General features: G+C 71.1%; 16 protein-coding genes and 1 pseudogene. 13 read left to right on the forward strand and 4 right to left on the reverse strand.

Going from position 1 to position 16,098, the window contains the following annotated elements; all coding sequences use genetic code 11:
- Positions 1-6: 6 nt before the first annotated feature.
- Positions 7-504 (forward strand): N-acetyltransferase family protein, encoded by a 498-nt coding sequence (locus ACUYMY_RS02690; RefSeq protein WP_481702101.1) that lies wholly within the window; start codon positions 7-9, stop codon positions 502-504.
- Positions 505-549: 45 nt separating this feature from the next.
- Complete coding sequence (locus ACUYMY_RS02695) at positions 550-2,379, forward strand: HNH endonuclease (protein WP_481702102.1); 1,830 nt, start codon at positions 550-552, stop codon at positions 2,377-2,379.
- A 194-nt stretch (positions 2,380-2,573) separates the two neighbouring features.
- Here the strand turns inward: ACUYMY_RS02695 and ACUYMY_RS02700 are convergent, their stop codons facing one another.
- Positions 2,574-2,942, reverse strand: coding sequence for a DoxX family protein (locus ACUYMY_RS02700; protein ID WP_481702103.1), 369 nt, complete (start codon positions 2,940-2,942; stop codon positions 2,574-2,576).
- 146 nt (positions 2,943-3,088) lie between these two features.
- Here ACUYMY_RS02700 and ACUYMY_RS02705 point away from each other — a divergent pair, with 146 nt between their 5' ends.
- On the forward strand, positions 3,089-3,514 hold the full coding sequence (locus ACUYMY_RS02705) for a winged helix-turn-helix transcriptional regulator (RefSeq protein ID WP_481702104.1): 426 nt from the start codon (positions 3,089-3,091) through the stop codon (positions 3,512-3,514).
- Between the two features lie 74 nt (positions 3,515-3,588).
- The gene (locus tag ACUYMY_RS02710; RefSeq protein WP_481702105.1) at positions 3,589-4,020 is read left to right on the forward strand and encodes an SRPBCC domain-containing protein; all 432 of its coding nucleotides are present in this window, start codon (positions 3,589-3,591) and stop codon (positions 4,018-4,020) included.
- 32 nt (positions 4,021-4,052) lie between these two features.
- Here ACUYMY_RS02710 and ACUYMY_RS02715 read toward each other — a convergent pair whose 3' ends face one another.
- Together ACUYMY_RS02715 and ACUYMY_RS02720 are read right to left on the reverse strand one after the other, a co-directional pair.
- On the reverse strand, positions 4,053-4,799 hold the full coding sequence (locus ACUYMY_RS02715; RefSeq protein ID WP_481702106.1) for a hypothetical protein: 747 nt from the start codon (positions 4,797-4,799) through the stop codon (positions 4,053-4,055).
- A 153-nt stretch (positions 4,800-4,952) separates the two neighbouring features.
- Complete coding sequence (locus tag ACUYMY_RS02720) at positions 4,953-5,414, reverse strand: MarR family winged helix-turn-helix transcriptional regulator (RefSeq protein WP_481702107.1); 462 nt, start codon at positions 5,412-5,414, stop codon at positions 4,953-4,955.
- 122 nt (positions 5,415-5,536) lie between these two features.
- Here ACUYMY_RS02720 and ACUYMY_RS02725 point away from each other — a divergent pair, with 122 nt between their 5' ends.
- The 6 genes and pseudogenes from ACUYMY_RS02725 (at position 5,537) to menE (ending at position 12,088) form a co-directional block, all read left to right on the forward strand.
- Complete coding sequence (locus ACUYMY_RS02725) at positions 5,537-6,496, forward strand: SDR family NAD(P)-dependent oxidoreductase (protein WP_481702108.1); 960 nt, start codon at positions 5,537-5,539, stop codon at positions 6,494-6,496.
- A gap of 1 nt (position 6,497) precedes the next feature.
- The gene (locus ACUYMY_RS02730) at positions 6,498-7,391 is read left to right on the forward strand and encodes an amidohydrolase family protein (protein ID WP_481702109.1); all 894 of its coding nucleotides are present in this window, start codon (positions 6,498-6,500) and stop codon (positions 7,389-7,391) included.
- Complete coding sequence (locus ACUYMY_RS02735; protein ID WP_481702110.1) at positions 7,388-8,611, forward strand: acyl-CoA dehydrogenase family protein; 1,224 nt, start codon at positions 7,388-7,390, stop codon at positions 8,609-8,611. The genes ACUYMY_RS02730 and ACUYMY_RS02735 overlap by 4 nt, the downstream gene beginning before the upstream one ends.
- Positions 8,612-8,634: 23 nt before the next feature.
- Complete coding sequence (locus ACUYMY_RS02740) at positions 8,635-9,111, forward strand: MaoC family dehydratase (protein ID WP_481702111.1); 477 nt, start codon at positions 8,635-8,637, stop codon at positions 9,109-9,111.
- Positions 9,112-9,117: 6 nt separating this feature from the next.
- The gene (locus ACUYMY_RS02745) at positions 9,118-10,464 is read left to right on the forward strand and encodes an MFS transporter (protein WP_481702112.1); all 1,347 of its coding nucleotides are present in this window, start codon (positions 9,118-9,120) and stop codon (positions 10,462-10,464) included.
- 44 nt (positions 10,465-10,508) lie between these two features.
- A pseudogene (menE, locus tag ACUYMY_RS02750) lies at positions 10,509-12,088 on the forward strand (o-succinylbenzoate--CoA ligase).
- 58 nt (positions 12,089-12,146) lie between these two features.
- On the opposite strand, the gene ACUYMY_RS02755 reads toward menE, so the two are convergent.
- On the reverse strand, positions 12,147-12,980 hold the full coding sequence (locus ACUYMY_RS02755) for a DUF1206 domain-containing protein (protein WP_481702113.1): 834 nt from the start codon (positions 12,978-12,980) through the stop codon (positions 12,147-12,149).
- Between the two features lie 176 nt (positions 12,981-13,156).
- Here ACUYMY_RS02755 and ACUYMY_RS02760 point away from each other — a divergent pair, with 176 nt between their 5' ends.
- From ACUYMY_RS02760 to ACUYMY_RS02770, 3 genes are all read left to right on the forward strand, one after another.
- Positions 13,157-14,443: an adenylosuccinate synthase gene (locus tag ACUYMY_RS02760; RefSeq protein ID WP_481702114.1), complete on the forward strand. Its 1,287-nt coding sequence runs from the start codon at positions 13,157-13,159 to the stop codon at positions 14,441-14,443.
- A 197-nt stretch (positions 14,444-14,640) separates the two neighbouring features.
- Positions 14,641-15,189: an RNA polymerase sigma factor gene (locus ACUYMY_RS02765; protein WP_481702115.1), complete on the forward strand. Its 549-nt coding sequence runs from the start codon at positions 14,641-14,643 to the stop codon at positions 15,187-15,189.
- Positions 15,186-16,097: a hypothetical protein gene (locus ACUYMY_RS02770; RefSeq protein WP_481702116.1), complete on the forward strand. Its 912-nt coding sequence runs from the start codon at positions 15,186-15,188 to the stop codon at positions 16,095-16,097. Before ACUYMY_RS02765 ends, ACUYMY_RS02770 begins: the two co-directional genes overlap by 4 nt.
- Position 16,098: the final 1 nt, after the last annotated feature.

The following is a 16,098-nucleotide window of genomic DNA, read 5'->3' on the forward strand; positions in this document are numbered from 1 at the left end:
CTGCCTATGGGATCGCCCTCGTTCAGCATCCGGCCGCCGCGGGAGGACGACGTCGACGTCCTCGCGAGCCTTCACGTCGTCACGTGGAAGGAGACCTACGCCCACCTGCTGCCGGCGGACTACTTCTCGGCCGCGGTGCTCGAGCAGCGGCGGCGCCAGTGGACGTGGATCGTCCAGAACGTGTCCGCGGAGTGGCGGGCCGCGGTGGCGGAGACCGATGCTGATCTCATCGTCGGGTTCGCCCTCGCGGGCCCCGTCGAGGGGGCGGACGCGCCGAGGCCCACGGCGCTGAACATGCTCTACGTCCTGCGCTCGCACCACGGCACTGGCATCGGGCAGGCGCTGCTCGACGAGGTGCTCGGCATGCGGCCCGGCTTCCTTTGGGTCGCGCAGGACAACGCGAGGGCCCAGGCGTTCTATCGGCGCAACGGCTTCGTGGCCGACGGCGCCGAGGTCGTGGACGAGCTGACCGGGGCGTTCGTCGACGTCCGGATGGTCAGGTAGTTCGCGGCCGCGAGAAATGTCGGACCCCTGTGATGGGGTGGGGTCATGGAGGAGTTCCGGGGGATGGCGGACGACGACGCGTTGGGGGCGTCGTCCATGCCGCCCGGGCCCGTCCCGCTGCCGATTGGGGATCCGGAGCCGTGGCTCGGGGATCCGGGGCCGTGGCTCGGGGATCCGGGGCCGATATCCGAGGACTCAGAGCCGTGGTTTGAGGATCCCGAGCTGTTCTCTGACGAGGCGGAGGCGTGTGACGGTAGGGACTACCCGGCGTATCTTGACGACCCCGCCTCGGATCCCGGCCGGGCCGACTACGAGTGCCGGGACTGGGAGGCCGAGGAGGAGGATGCCGAGGGCGGCCCCGTGATCCTCCATCCGGCGGCGGCCGCTGCCCGCAGACGGCAGCGTTCGATCGAGGCGCTGATGGCGGGCCTGGCCGGCGCCGACGCGGCCGAGGCACAGCTGCACGCCCTGCGGGTCCTCATGGTCCGCGGGATCGCGAACCTCCTCGGGGCGGACGCGCCGGGCGCGCTCGAGCGCTCCCAGGCCCCGTCCCTGACGGCGGCCGAGATCGCCGCCGAGCGCTCCCTCCCCCCGCGGGCCGCAAGGGCGCTCGTGGCCGAGGCCCTGGAGATGACGGCGCCCGAGGCCGCCCCCGTGCTCACCGCGCTGCAGCAGGGCCGGCTGGACCGGCCCCGGGCCCAGACCATCCTGCGCTCCGCCGCCCCCGTCCCCGCGGCCGACGTCGCGGGGTTCCTCGAGCGTGCCGTCGCCCTCGCCGCCCCCGCCGGCGAGCCCGCCGGCGGCCCGGCCCAGCCCGCGGCCCAGGGCCCGGAGCGGCCCTCCGTGCCCGCGCTCTCGAGGGCGCTGCGGCGCATGGCCGAGGAGCACAGCGCCCAGACCCTCACCACCAGGGCCCGGCAGGCCCGGGAGCATCGCCGGGTCGACCTCGAGCCCGGCGACGACGGGATGTGCCACCTCTGGGCCTACCTCCCGCTGGAGGCCGGCGCCGCCATCGACGCCCGGCTCCAGGCCGCCGCCCGAGCCCAGGCATCCCCCCAGGACCCCCGCACCACCGCGCAGCGCCGCGCCGACGCCCTCACCGACATCCTCCTCGCCCCGACCGACGGCTCCTCGGCTGATGGCTCCCCGGCTGCCGGCGCCCCGGCCGGTGGCTCGCCCCGCGGTGGAGTCCGCATGGAGATCGTCGTGACCGTCCCCGCCACGACGCTCGTCCCCCAGCCGCTCCCAGCCCCAGCCGACGCTCCCGCCGGCAGCTCCACCAGCGAACTCGCCGACAGCCCCTCCGCCGACAGCCCCTCCGACGGCCTGGCCGTCGAGCTCGCCGCGGCCGGCCTGGCCTTCGGCGACGCACCCGGCGAGATCCTCGGCTACGGCCCCATCGACGCGGCCACCGCCCGCCGCCTGGCCGCCCAGGCCGACACCTGGCTGCGGATCCTTACCCACCCGCAGACCGGCACCCCGCTCGCCCTCGGACGAACCCGCTACACCCCGCCCCCGGCGCTGCGGCGCTTCCTCGCCGCGAGGGACACCGGATGCCGCTTCCCCGCCTGCGACCGCACCCACCCCCACACCGAGGCCGACCACACCCATGAATGGTCCCGCGGCGGCACCACAGACGCCGCCAACCTCGCCCTCCTGTGCTCGGAGCACCACCGCTTCAAAACCCTCGGACACTGGACCGCCTCCCAGCCCGGCACCGACGGGACGATCGCCTGGACCTCACCCCTTGGCCGCACCCACATCACGACGCCCGGTCTGCCCCGCCCGCCCGAAAGGCCGCCCGAGAGTCCACCCGACAACCCATCCAAGAGCCCACCGCCCAGCACATCTGGGCAAGAACCACCACCGTTCTGACACGCGGAGGCAGGTGGGACCCTCACCATCGTTCGGCCGGAATCAACGAGCGACCTTCAAGGTGGCTGTAGCCGGGGTGGGACCCGGAGACGACGATCTGGCTCGGCCGTGCCACGTCGACGGCCCGCGACAGGCGTGGCATCGAGACCCTCCCGATAACACCCGGACTCCGGCCTGAGGCCGGATCCGGCGGATCACCCGAGGACGACGGCGAAGCCGATGACCGCGCTGGCGGCGGCCAAGGCCGCGAGGACGACGGGCACGCTGGCGTTCTCGCTTCGGCGGAGGTGGACGACGGCGGCGCCGATCATCACGATGACCAAGCCGAGCGCCGCGAGCGGCGTCAGGACCGGCGCAATGCCCAGCAGCAGGGGAAGCACGAGTCCGATTGCCGCAAGCACTTCGGCGAGGCCGATGAGGTTGACCGTGCGGGGCCCGAAGTCCTCGACCCAGGGCATGCCCGCGCTGGCCAGGGCTTCCTTGGGCCGGACCGTCTTGACGGTTCCGGCTGCGAGGAAGAGGAGTGCGAGGAGGCCGTTGATGATCCACAGGGCGACGAGCATGGCAGCTTCTCCTTCGTTGGGTAACAGACAAAACATGTGTACTGTTACGATGAGTAAGTAACGCCATGATGCGCCACCTGGAAGAGGCCTACAAAAGGCACTTCCGTGTGCGTGGGGCACATCAGGATGACGGATAGGAGCAGTCCATGGACGCCGCCGAGCTGAGGGCCGAGGAGCCGAAGAGCGCGTACGAGGGCTCGTGCAAGGGGAACGACAGCCATGGCAAGGCCATCCGGGAGGTCCTCGACCGCATCGGGGACAAGTGGTCGCTGCTCGTGATCGGCACCCTCATGGACGGCAGGCTCCGCTTCACCGAGCTCCAGCACCACATCCCCGGCATCTCCCAGCGGATGCTCACCCTCACGCTGCGGCAGCTCGAACGGGACGGCCTCATCGACCGAACTGTCCACGCCGAGGTGCCTCCGCGCGTGGAGTACGAGCTCACGAGCGTGGGCCGGACACTCATCGAGCCGTCCCTGGCACTCGCGAGCTGGGCCATTGCCAACTACCCGAGCATTGAAGAGGCCCGGGCCAGCTACGACAAGGCCGGGCCGAGCCGCTCCAAGCGCTGACGCTTACAAACCGCCTTCCTGAAACGTTGGCACGCCCCGCCGCCCGGCGTACGTTGGGCGGCGAGGAGGACGTCATGAACAACATCGCGAGGGACGCCGTCGCGTCCATGACCATCGAGGCACAGCCCGAGCGCGTGTGGGAGGCCCTCACCACTCCGGAGCAGATCAAGGAGTACTTCCTCGGCACGGATGCCGAGTCCACGTGGGAGGTGGGCAGCCCGATCACGTTCAAGGGGGAGTGGCAGGGCAGGCACTACGAGGACCACGGGGAGATCCTGGCCTCGGAGCCCCCAACGCTCCTGCGGATCAGCCACTACAGCCCGCTGAGTGGCAAGCCGGATCTCGCGGAGAACTACCACACAGTCGAGTACCGGATCGATCCGGTCCCCGCCGGATCGAACGTGACCATCACGCAGGGCAACAACAGCAGCGAGGACGAGGCGCGGGAATCGGAGAAGACCTGGCGCATCGTGCTCGGCAACCTCAAGGACCTGCTCGAACCCTGAGTCGGCGGTGCCTGACGCGCCCAAGCCCTGGCTTACCCGGCAGGCCGGAGCGAGGTGATCATCCGCGCGATGTCCTGGAACTCCTGCGTGCCGGCGTACAGCTTGGCCTTCTCGAGGTAGGGCGCCGAGGGATCGCGCGGGGTCGCGTTGTTCTCCGGGTTGTAGAACGCCCCGAACATGGCCGCGCTGGGAGGCCACCGGAAGAAGTGGAAGAGGGGGCAGGCCGTGTCGCCGGTGGGTTCCTGGCCTGTCACGATGCCGTAGCCGGCGACGGTGGTGTGGCTGGGTTCGGCGGCGGAGGGATCGCCTCGTGTCTCGAAGACGAAGCGCGGTGTCTCTCCGCCCTGCGCCAGGGCCGCCAGCGGCTGGGACCGCAGCACCGAGTACGGATGCCGCTCGGTGCAGGTCGAGCCTGTCGCCATGTTGGTGCGCAGCGTTGCCATCGGCTTGCCTGCCTCGTTCGAGACCTCCACAAAGACCCCACCCCCCTCGGGCAGCTCTCCGGCCGGGTCCTTGATCGTCCAGGTTCGGGGCAGGTCGAAGGTCAGGTCGCCGTCCGCCGTCGTGTAGCTCGTCCAAGCCGCCGGCGCTTCAGGAGTGGTGGGAGCGGCCTCTCGGGTGCCGAGATCAGCGGTTCCCGAATCCGCTGGAGCGGGGGAAGAAGTCCCCGGGGTCGGCGTGGCCGGGGACGCGGAGACGTGGTCCGGGCTGGCCGTGGGCGCTGAAGCGGGCGGGCCGCAGGCCACGAGAAGCCCCGCCGCGCAGACCGCTGCTGACATCGCTGCTCCGAAGGCACGTGACCGGTTCATGGCACTTCTCGCTCTCAGGACGAACCGTGTGGGTCAGCTCATTGTGGAGCGGCCTGAGGCCGGTTGATGGGGTTCGGGGCGAACTGCCGCCGAAACGTATGCGGCTCGTGACGCTGAGTCCCTTCAGCCCCAGAGGGCCTTCCTCAACAGTGATCTGAGGGTGTCCGCCTCCGGGCGGGTCAGCGAGGAGAGCTGCTCTCGCTCGCACTCCCTGAGCACGGCCTCGGCCTTCGCATGCAGCCGCTCGCCGTCGGCGGTCGCGAGCACGATCTTCTGCCGCCGGTCCCTGCGGCCCTGCTCGCGCGCCACGAGCCCGCGCTTCTCGAGCTCGTCCACGAGCGCGACGATCTGGCTCGGGTCCAGGCTCAGGAACTCGGCGAGCTCGCGCTGCGTCGGCTCGAGCCCGCTGCACGCGAGCCGCAGTACCGAGTAGGAGCGCTCACGCAGTTCGAACTGGGCGAGCGCCGCGTTGTTGAGCGCCGACCCGGCCGCGTGCAGCTTAGCGAGCAGCAGGCCGACGTCGTCCGCGATCGCCGATTCTGCGAGCCGGGGAGCGCCCGCCTCCACCCCGTTCTCTACGCTCACGTCCGCCTCCAACAGTCTTCAGAATCAATCATTGACTTTTTCAATGATCGGGCTTTTCATGGATCGTGACAAGGGTCTCACGCCGCCGGTGGGACCGGGAATCGAGTGCAAGGGAGCACGGCATGAGCCTGGCAGGCAAGGTAGCGATCGTCACGGGCAGCGGGCAGGGCCTCGGCCTCGCCTACGCCCGAGAGCTCGCACGGCAGGGCGCCGCTGTCGTCGTCAACGACGTGAGCGAGGAGACCGCCGCCGCCGCGGTCGCGCGGATCGAGGCCGACGGCGGGAAGGCGACCGCGGTCGTCGTCCCCGTCGGCATCACGGAGGCCGCGAAGGCCCTCGTCGAGGGCGCCGTGAACGCGTTCGGCCGCCTCGACATCCTCGTCACCAACGCGGGCATCCTGCGCGACAAGAGCCTGCTCAAGATGACCGACGACGACTTCGACGCCGTCATCGGCGTCCACCTCAGGGGCACCTTCACGTGCGTCCGGGAGGCGTTCGCGTACTTCAAGGAGAACGGCGTGCAGGGCCGGATCATCACGATCGGCTCGCCGACGGGCCAGCGCGGCACCTTCGGCCAGACCAACTACGCTGCGGCGAAGGCCGGCATCGTCGGCATGGTCCGCACCTGGGCGTTGGAAATGAAGAAGAGTGGCGTCACGGTCAACACGGTCATCCCCGTCGCCGCGACCGCCATGACCAAGACCGTCCCGTACTTCGCCAAGGCCGTCGAGGCCGACGAGCGCGGCGAGGCGATGCCGGCGTTCTTCCGCCACGACCTCGGCTTCGGCACGGCCGACGACGTCGCGGGCCTCGTCGCGTACCTCGCCTCGGACGCCGCGGCCGGCATCACGGGCCAGGCGATCGGCGCCGGCGGCGACCGCCTCCAGGTCTGGACCCACCCCGAGCCCGCCTCGACTGACTACCGCAAGGGCGGCTGGACCTACGAGGCCCTCCAGGAGCGCGGGGCCGAGGTCATCGGCTCCCACCTGCAGCGCGTGGGCGAGGAGTTCCTCCCGCTCCCAGCGGAACTGCAGCCGGAGGCTGCGAAGGCAGCGCAGCCCGAGAACGCGGGGGCGCGCTGACATGGCCCGCTACGAGCTCGGCATCGACGTCGCCTCGGTCGAGGCGATCGACATGCACGTGCACGTCGAGATCGATGGCCACGGGCACTGCTCGCTCCCGGACGACCTCAACGAGGCCTCCTCGAAGTACTTCAAGGCCGAGGACCGGCACCCGACCCTTGAGAAGATCGCGGACACGTACCGCGCGCTGAACATGGCCGCCGTCGTCTTCACCGTCGACGCGCGGACCCAGCTCAGGCACGAGCCGAACTCGATCGAGGATCTCATCGCCGGCGCCGCGGAGCACAACGACGTCCTCATCCCTTTCGGGTCCGTGGACCCACGCAGGGGCGAGGACGCGATCGCCCGCGCCAAGCACCAGGCCCTCGAGCTCGGCGCGCGGGGGTTCAAGTTCCACCCGTCGCTGCAGGGCTTCGACCCCTCGAGCGAGGAGTTCTACCCGCTGTGGGAGACGCTGGCCGAGCTCGGCCTTCCGGCGATCTTCCATACCGGCCAGAACGGCATGGGCGCGGGTCTCCCCGGTGGCCACGGGATCAAGCTCAAGTACTCGAACCCGCTCCTGCTCGACGACGTCGCCGCGGACTTCCCCGAGCTCACCGTGATCATGGCCCACCCCTCGGTGCCGTGGCAGGAGGAGGCGAACTCGATCGCGACGCACAAGGCGAATGTGTTCATCGACCTCTCCGGCTGGTCGCCGAAGTACTTCCCCGAGTCGCTCGTGCGCGCCTCGAACTCGGTCCTGCAGGACAAGGTGCTCTTCGGCACAGACTTCCCGCTCATCACGCCGGCGAAGTGGCTCGGCGCGTTCGCGGACCTCCCGCTCAAGGACGAGGTCCGGCCCAAGATCCTCAAGGGGAACGCCATGCGCGTCCTCGGGCTCGGAGGGGCGAGATGACGACGACGGCGGAGCCTGCCGTGGGTGCCGACACCCTTGACGACAGCCTTTACGACGTCTGCGACTGGTACGACGCCGCGTCCCTCCTGACCGACGACGAGCGCCGCGTGCTCGGCCGGCTCCGGAGGTTCCTCGACGAGACGGCGCGTCCGCTCCTGGCCGACCACTGGGAGCGCGGCGAGTTCCCCGATCAGCTCCGGCAGCCGCTCGTGGACCTGGACCTCATGGAGCCGGCGGAGCTCACGCGTGGCGGGACCCCGGCCCGGGGGCTCTATCACGGCTTCCGCATCTTCGAGCTCGCCCGCACCGACGCCTCGCTCGCGACGTACTACACCGCGCAGGCCGGGCTCTTCCGGACCGCGATCCGCGTGGGCGCCTCGCCGGAACAGCAGCGGGAGTGGATGCCGCGCGTCGTCGACTTCTCGCTCAAGGGCGTCTTCTCGCTCACCGAGCCGGAGCACGGCTCGGACATCGCCGGCGGGCTCGCGACGACTGCCCGGCGCGACGGCGAGGAGTGGGTGATTGACGGGGCGAAGCGCTGGATCGGCGGCGCCGCGACGGCGGACGTCCTCGCGGTCTTCGCCCGGGACGTGTCGGACGGCCAGGTCAAGGCCTTCCTCGTCCCGCGGACGGCGCCCGGCGTCACGGTGGAGAAGATCGAGCGCAAGACGTCCCTGCGGATGATGCAGAACGCGCACATCACGCTCGACGGCGTCCGGGTCACCGACGCTGACCGCCTGCAGGGCGTGGACTCGTTCAGGGACGTCGCGGCGATGCTCCGCGCGATGCGCTCGGACGTCGCCTGGATCGCGACCGGCATCCAGGCCGGCGCGTTCGAGGCCGCCCTCGCCTATGTGAAGGAGCGCGAGCAGTTCGGCCGCCGGCTCGGCTCGTTCCAGCTCGTCCAGGAGAAGCTCGCCCGGATGCTCGGGAGCCTGACCGCGAGCCTCTCGCTCGTCGTCCGGCTCACGGAGCAGCAGGAGAAGGGCGTCTACCGCGACCAGGACTCCGCGCTCGCGAAGATGCAGACGTGCCTGCACATGCGCGAGACCGTCGCCCTCGCCCGCGAGGTCGTGGGCGGGAACGGCATCATCCTCGATACCGACGTGGCCCGCTTCCACGCCGACGCCGAGGCCGTCTACTCGTACGAGGGCACCCACGAGATCAACGCCCTCATCGTCGGCCGGGCCCTCACCGGCACGAGCGCCTTCACCCAGTGATCACCAACTCCAGGAGAATCCCCATGACCACCCCCCGGACCATCGAGCCCAGGCTCGTCGTCGACTTCGACAGGCTCCTGACCCTGTCCGGCACGCACCTCGGCGCGACCGACTGGCTCGAGATCACCCAGGACCGCGTCAACCTCTTCGCCGACGCGACCGACGACCAGCAGTGGATCCACGTCGACCCCGAGCGCGCCAAGGAGGGCCCGTTCGGCGCCCCGATCGCGCACGGCTTCCTCACGCTCTCGCTCATCATCCCGTTCTGGGGCGAGCTGTTCGACGTCGAGGGCGTCACGACCAAGGTCAACTACGGTCTCGACAAGGTCCGCTTCACCTCGCCGGTCAAGGTCGGCTCGAAGGTGCGCATGTCCGGCCAGATCGCCGAGGTGACCGAGGTCAAGGGCGGGGCCCAGATCAAGGTCGCCGCGACCATCGAGATCGAGGGCCAGGAGCGGCCTGCGGTTGTCGCCGAGTTCCTCGCCCGGTTCTACAAGTAGGCCGCCATGTCCGGAACCTCCCAGCTCTCCTCCCTGGGCACCGGCGCGCAGCGCAAGGAAGCCCGGCGCGTCATCCTGTCCAGCTACCTGGGCAGCACGATCGAGTTCTACGACTTCCTCCTCTACGCAACCGCCGCGGCGGTCGCCTTCCCCAAGGTGTTCTTCGCGGGCACGGACCCGTGGGTCGGCGTCGTCGCCGCATACGCGACGTTCGCAGCCGGCTACGTGGCCCGTCCGCTCGGCGGCATCATCTTCGGCCACTTCGGCGACCGGCTCGGCCGCAAGGGCATGCTCATCGTGTCCATGGCGGTCATGGGCGTCGCCTCGACCCTCATCGGCGTCATCCCCGGCGCGGACGTGATCGGCCCGTGGGGCGCGGTGATCCTCGTCGTCCTGCGCGTCTTCCAGGGCATCGCCGTCGGCGGCGAGTGGGGCGGGGCGGCGCTCATGGCGCTCGAGCACTCCGACCCGAAGCGGCGCGGCTTCTCGGCGTCGTTCGTCAACGCCGGCGCGCCCTCGGGCGCCGTGCTCGGCACCGTCGTCATGGGCATCTTCTCGGCACTGCCCCAGGACTCGTTCCTCGCGTGGGGCTGGCGCGTGCCGTTCCTGCTCTCGTTCGTGCTGCTGATCGTGGGACTCTTCATCCGGATGCGGGTCTCGGAGAGCCCCATCTTCAAGGCGGCTGTTGCGGCAGAAGAGGCTGCCGAGGCCGCTGGGATGGGTCCCGAGCACAAGCCCAAGGTGCCGCTGCTCGACGTCCTGCGCCGGCCGAAGGCGCTCATCTTCATCATGCTCGCCGGCGCCGCCGGGTTCGGGCTGCAGGTCGTGCTGCCGACGTTCTCGGTGACCTACGCGGTCTCGCAGGGCGCCCCGCAGCAGGGCGTGCTCTACGCGTTCGCGGCGGCCTCGGCCCTCTCGATCGCGTTCGTGCTCTTCGGCGGCCGGCTCTCCGATCGGTTCGGGCGCCGGCCGGTCATGGTCGCCGGCCTCGTGGCCTTTGTCGCGTACCTGTTCCCGATGTTCGGGCTGCTCGGCTCAGGCCACGTCTGGCTCGTGTTCCTGGCCTTCACGGTCGCGCTCATCCTGCACTCCACCCTGTACGGCCCCCTCGCGGCGTTCGTCTCGGAGCAGTTCGGGACGACCTCGCGGTACACCGGCGCGGCCCTCGGCTACCAGCTCGCGACCCTCATCGGCGCCGGCTTCACGCCCGGCATCGTGGCCTCGCTCTACAAGGACTCCGGCCAGAGCATCGGCGCCGTCGTCGCGTTTCTGGCCGTCATGGCCGCCGTGTCCGCGGTGTTCATCCTGCTCACCCGCGAATCCAAGGACAACGACCTCACCACCGTCCGCTGACGGACGTACTCTCTCTCCAAGCCCTCTCCTCAAAGGAGGACCACGTGCACAACAACGGAGTTGGCTCCTGGCTGCGCCGCCGGCGGCCCAAGTCGGGGCGCAAGACGGCGATCGTCGCCGGAGAGCGCGCGCTCACGTACGCCGAGCTCGACGAGCGCGCCGACCGGCTCGCGAACGCCCTGCGCCGCCGCGGGGTCTCCCGCGGCGACCGGGTCGCGTACCTGGGCGAGAACGATCCAGCCTTCGTCGAGACGTTCTTCGCCGCCGGGCTCCTCGGGGCCATCTTCGTCCCGCTCAACACCCGGCTCGCGGCGCCCGAGCTGCAGTTCCAGCTCCAGGACTCCGGCGCGCGGGTGCTCGTCAACGCGGCGCCGCTCGAGGCCCTCGCCGCGGCCGCCGCCGAGGGCACGGGGGTCCAGCACCGGCTCGTCGTCGCCGAGATGGGGGACTGGACCGCCGAGACGGGGGCCCCTACCTCCCACGTGGGGTCCCCCGGCGCCGCCCGCCCGGCGTCGGCCGTCGAACGCTACGACGACGCCCTCGCCGCCGCCCCGGCCGAGCCGATCGACGAGGCGGTGAGCCTCGACGACGGCGCCATGATCCTCTACACGTCCGGCACCACCGGCCGGCCTAAGGGCGCGCTCCTGACGCACGGCAACCTCACGTGGAACTGCTACAACGTGCTCGTCGACATGGACCTGAGCCGGAACGACGTCGCACTCATGATCTCGCCGCTGTTCCACGTCGCTCGCTCGATATGGGGCTCCTGCCCATGCTGCTCAAGGGCGCCACGGTGGTCCTCGAGCAGAAGTTCGACCCGGGCCGGGCCCTCGCGCTCATCGCCGAGCACGGGGTCACGAGCCTCAGCGGCGTCCCGACGACGTTCCAGCTCCTCGCCGAGCACCCCGACTGGGCGGGCACCGACCTCAGCACGCTCGAGAAGCTCACGTGCGGCGGCTCGGCGATCCCGGCGCGGGTCCTCGAGGCCTACGAGGCCCGCGGCATCGGGTTCACGAGCTGCTACGGCATGACCGAGACCGCGCCCGGCGTGACGATGCTGCCGGCCGAGCGCTCGCGGGAGAAAGCCGGCTCGGCCGGGCTCACGCACTTCTTCACGGACATGCGCATCGCCGACCCGCTCGGGGACCGCGTGGGGCCGGGCGAGGTGGGCGAGATCCAGATCATGGGCCCGAACGTGATCCGCGAGTACTGGAACCGCTCCGAGGGGACCCGTGCGGCGTTCGACGAGGGCTGGTTCCGCTCCGGGGACATGGGCTACCTCGACGATGAGGGCTTCCTCTACATCTCGGACCGGCTCAAGGACATGATCATCTCCGGCGGGGAGAACATCTACCCGGCCGAGGTCGAGGCGCTCATCGTCGAGCTCGAGCAGGTCGCGTCCGTCGCGGTGATCGGCGTCCCGGACGAGAAGTGGGGCGAGGTCCCGAAGGCGATCGTGACCCTGCGGGAGGGCACGTCCCTGAGCGCGGAGGACATCCGCGCCCACCTCGACGGTCGGCTCGCGCGGTACAAGATCCCCAAGTCGGTCGTGTTCGTCGAGGAGATGCCGCGCACGGCGAGCGGGAAGATCCGCAAGGCCGAGCTCCGCAGGCAGTACGCCTAGTCCGGGGCGTGCAGGGTCGCGTGTCCCTGCGGGACATGTACCCGGAAGGGGCACGGGGTCAGATGGTGCCGTACTTGGCCCGGGCCATCGAGTAGACGCCGAAGCAGGCCAGGCCCAGGGCCACCGCTGCCAGGAGCCACGTCCCGTACGGCTGCGCCGCGAGGCCGCGGAGGGCGCCGTCGAGCCCCGTCGACTCGGCCGGGTTGTGCCGGGCCGTCGCGACGACGACGAGGATCCCCACGATCGCGAGCGCGACGCCCTTGGCCACGTAGCCCAGCACGCCCACCGCGGCGACGGGCCGGCGGGCCCGGCCGTGGGCATGCACCTCGTGTTTGAGGAACGTCCTGGTCAGGCCGCGCCACACGTAGTAGGCGCCCGCGCCCACGAGGACGGCGCCGATCGCGAAGAGCACGAGCTGGCCGCCCGGCGCCGCGAGGATCGTCGCCGTGATCTCCTGCGCCTTCTCGCGCGAGTCCAGCCCGCCACCGAGCGCGAAGGAGAGGAAGAGGCCGCCGACGGCGAGGAACAGCGCCGCCTTCCCGGCCGAGTTCAACACGTCCCACGTCCCGCTCGAGCGCCGGCGCGCGTCGAGGACCGCCTCGCTGATCCACCACAGCCCGAGCGCGGCGCAGCACACCGCCCCCGCCCACAGGAGTGCCAGCCCGAACGGCGCATCGGCGATCGCGCCCACCGCGCCGCTCTGGTCGGCGTGCTCGCCCCCGCGCAGCGCCGCGCGGCCGCCCAGCGCCACGCGCAGGGCGAGGTAGGCGATGATCAGGTGGACGAGCCCCACGAACACGAAGCCGCCGCGGGCGAGGATCCGGCCGCCCCGCGAGCGCGCCGCGCGCACCGTGTCGTCCGCCGCACGCCCCGCCTGGCCTCCGCCGACCATCGAGAGCCTCCTCACCCGCCCTTTGCGCCCATTTTCGCGGCTCGGCGCGCCCCTTCGGTAGACTTGGGTGGCAAGAGCCCCGGCCTTTCTTGCAGCGCTGTCGTCGCGGCGAGTCCCGGGGCGTTCCCATGTAGGCCGCCGGCATCCGGCCGCGGCGGAGTCCGGGGAGGGACCCAGTGCCAGCAATCGTGATCGTCGGAGCCCAGTGGGGCGATGAGGGCAAAGGCAAGGCCACAGACCTGCTCGGTGGCCGCGTGGACTACGTGGTCAAGCCCAACGGCGGCAACAACGCGGGGCACACCGTCGTCGTCGGCGGCCAGAAGTACGAGCTCAAGCTCCTCCCGGCCGGCATCCTGAGCCCGAACGCGATCCCGATCATCGGCAACGGCTGCGTCGTGAACCTCGAGGCGCTCTTCGAGGAGATCGACGGGCTCGAGGCCCGCGGCGCCGACACCTCGCGCCTGCGCGTCTCGGCGAACGCGCACCTCGTCGCGCCGTTCCACCAGACGCTCGACAAGGTCACCGAGCGCTTCCTCGGCAAGCGCGCGATCGGCACGACCGGCCGCGGCATCGGCCCCGCCTACATGGACAAGGTCGCGCGCCTGGGCATCCGCGTCCAGGACGTCTTCGACGAATCGATCCTTCGCCAGAAGGTCGAGGGCTCGCTCAAGCAGAAGAACGAGCTGCTCGTGAAGGTGTACAACCGGCGCGCGGTCCTCGTTGAGGAGATCGTGGACTACTTCCTCTCCTTCGCCGACCGCCTCCGCCCGCTCGTCATCGACTCGACCTTCGTGCTGAACCAGGCCCTCGACGAGGGCAAGGTGGTTCTCATGGAGGGCGGCCAGGCGACCTTCCTCGACGTCGACCACGGCACCTACCCCTTCGTGACGTCGTCGAACCCGACGGCGGGCGGCGCCTCGGTGGGCTCGGGCATCGGCCCGACCCGCATCTCGCGCTCGATCGGCATCATCAAGGCGTACACGACCCGCGTCGGCGCCGGCCCGTTCCCCACCGAGCTCTTCGACGAGATGGGCCAGTACCTGCAGAAGACCGGCGGCGAGTTCGGCGTCAACACGGGCCGCCCACGCCGCTGCGGCTGGTACGACGCCGTTCTGGCTCGCCACGCCTCCCGCGTGAACGGCTTCACGGACTACTTCGTGACCAAGCTCGATGTGCTCACGGGCATCGAGCGGATCCCCGTGTGCGTGGCGTACGACGTCGACGGCGTGCGGCACGACGAGATGCCCATGACCCAGACCGAGTTCCACCACGCGAAGCCGATCTTCGAGTACTTCGACGGCTGGACCGAGGACATCTCGGGGGCCAAGAGTCTCGACGACCTGCCGGCGAATGCGCGGCACTACGTCGAGAGCCTCGAGAAGCTCTCCGGGACCCGGTTCTCGGCCATCGGCGTGGGCCCGGACAGGGACCAGACGATCGTGGTCCGGGACCTCATCGACTAGTCCAAAAAAGAATTTGTGGAACGGCGTAACCCTGAGCCGTCCCCGGACGATAACCAGAGTGCAAGCCGGGCTGGAATCTGTCCCCCATCATGTTCCAGCCCGGCTTCTCTCATATGCTGTGACGAGCGCACTGTGACAGCGGCAGGTCAGAAACGCCGGTGGCCTCGCCGAGAGCAGCAGGACCATGGGGGAACACCGTGGAAGAACTGAGTGAATCAGACCTAGGCCCCGGCGCCCGCACGCAGCATGAGCTGTTCACCCTCGTGTACCGCGCCCTCGCCCCGGCAGTGCTGGGCTACCTCAGGGGGCGGGGAGTCGACGACCCCGAGGCACTCGCCCAGGACGTCTTCTTGAGCGTGCTGCCGCGGCTCGACGGCATCACCGGGGGGATGGCCGGGCTGCGGACCTTCGTGTTCTCCGTCGCGCACGCGCGCGTGGTGGACCACTACCGGCGCACCGAACGCAGGCCGCGGACGGTGGACTACGACCCGGACGAGGACGACCGCAGGGCCTCCTCGGCCGAGCACGAGGCCCTCGTCGCGACCGGGCAGACGGACGCCGAACTGCTGATCGGCCGGCTCAAGGGCGATCAGCGGGAGGTGATCATGCTCCGCATCGTCGGGGAGCTGAGCATCGAAGAGGTGGCTGACGTGCTCGGGAAGAGCCCCGGCGCGGTCAAGCAGCTGCAGCGCAGGGCCCTCAAGGCCCTGCGTGATCATGTGTCGGAGGAGGAATGGGTTCGATGAGTGCTCGGCAGCCCAGCGCCGTGGTGCAGGAAGTCCTCGCGGAGGCCGGCCTCGCGCACGACGGCGCGCTCGCGGGCGCGCTCGAGGGGATCCGTGCGCTGCGCCCGGCATCGGCTCCGGTTCCGTCCGGGCCGCTCGCGGCCCTGCTCGCCAAGGCGTCGACGACCGTGCCGGCCATCCCGGAGGCCCGGCCGGCCGCCGTCGTCCAACCGCTGCTCCCGCGCCCGGTCAAGCGCCACCGGGGCGCGATGATCAGCGCGATCGTCGTGGCCGGCATGGGCCTCGGAGCGACGGGCGTCGCCGCCCTCGGCGGCGGCCCGTTCGGCTGGCTCATCCCCGACCCTCCGGCAGCCATGTCCGAGCCGCCGGCCGCCGCGCCCGCCGGGGCCACGCCGTCGCCCGCCCTCGAGCCCCTCGCGCCCGCCCCAGCCCCCGTGGCCGGCAAGGCCGAGGACGACGGCGTGCTCCCGCCCTGGCTGCGCCGCGCCGCCGGCCATGGCGCGGCCAAGGGCGCCCACCCCACGAAGCCCGCCGCGGCGAAGACCGGCCAGGGCCTCCTCGACGGCACCGCGGGAGGGGGCCGCGAGGCCGCGAAGGACGCCGCTGGCGGCGGCCTCGCCGCGGCGGAGCGCTCGGCGTCGGACGCGCCTGGCGGCGCGGTTTCCGGTGCCGAGGCCGGTGGGGGCGACTCCGCGCCGGGGCCCGAGTCCGGGAACGTCGGCTCCGGGACGGAGGACGGCTCCGGGGCGGGCTCGGCGCTTGCTCCGGAGACGGCAGCGGCCGAGGACTCCCTCGCCGCCCTGCGTGAGCTGGCCCGCGTCTCCCGCGGCGAGGCTCCCGGGACGCAAGAGCAGGGCCAGGGCCAGGGCCAGCAGGGTCAGGGCCAGGGCAAGGGCTCGGGGCGCTGAG

It is taken from the genome of Sinomonas sp. T428B, assembly GCF_056780155.1.

Excerpts from the sequence above, each read along its gene's own strand:
- ACUYMY_RS02690 (WP_481702101.1), top strand. The coding sequence starts at position 7 with ATGGGATCGCCCTCGTTCAGCATCCGGCCGCCGCGGGAGGACGACGTC.
- ACUYMY_RS02695 (WP_481702102.1), top strand. The coding sequence starts at position 550 with ATGGAGGAGTTCCGGGGGATGGCGGACGACGACGCGTTGGGGGCGTCG.
- ACUYMY_RS02700 (WP_481702103.1), bottom strand. The coding sequence starts at position 2,942 with ATGCTCGTCGCCCTGTGGATCATCAACGGCCTCCTCGCACTCCTCTTC.
- ACUYMY_RS02705 (WP_481702104.1), top strand. The coding sequence starts at position 3,089 with ATGGACGCCGCCGAGCTGAGGGCCGAGGAGCCGAAGAGCGCGTACGAG.
- ACUYMY_RS02710 (WP_481702105.1), top strand. The coding sequence starts at position 3,589 with ATGAACAACATCGCGAGGGACGCCGTCGCGTCCATGACCATCGAGGCA.
- ACUYMY_RS02715 (WP_481702106.1), bottom strand. The coding sequence starts at position 4,799 with ATGTCAGCAGCGGTCTGCGCGGCGGGGCTTCTCGTGGCCTGCGGCCCG.
- ACUYMY_RS02725 (WP_481702108.1), top strand. The coding sequence starts at position 5,537 with ATGAGCCTGGCAGGCAAGGTAGCGATCGTCACGGGCAGCGGGCAGGGC.
- ACUYMY_RS02730 (WP_481702109.1), top strand. The coding sequence starts at position 6,498 with ATGGCCCGCTACGAGCTCGGCATCGACGTCGCCTCGGTCGAGGCGATC.
- ACUYMY_RS02735 (WP_481702110.1), top strand. The coding sequence starts at position 7,388 with ATGACGACGACGGCGGAGCCTGCCGTGGGTGCCGACACCCTTGACGAC.
- ACUYMY_RS02740 (WP_481702111.1), top strand. The coding sequence starts at position 8,635 with ATGACCACCCCCCGGACCATCGAGCCCAGGCTCGTCGTCGACTTCGAC.
- ACUYMY_RS02745 (WP_481702112.1), top strand. The coding sequence starts at position 9,118 with ATGTCCGGAACCTCCCAGCTCTCCTCCCTGGGCACCGGCGCGCAGCGC.
- ACUYMY_RS02755 (WP_481702113.1), bottom strand. The coding sequence starts at position 12,980 with ATGGTCGGCGGAGGCCAGGCGGGGCGTGCGGCGGACGACACGGTGCGC.
- ACUYMY_RS02770 (WP_481702116.1), top strand. The coding sequence starts at position 15,186 with ATGAGTGCTCGGCAGCCCAGCGCCGTGGTGCAGGAAGTCCTCGCGGAG.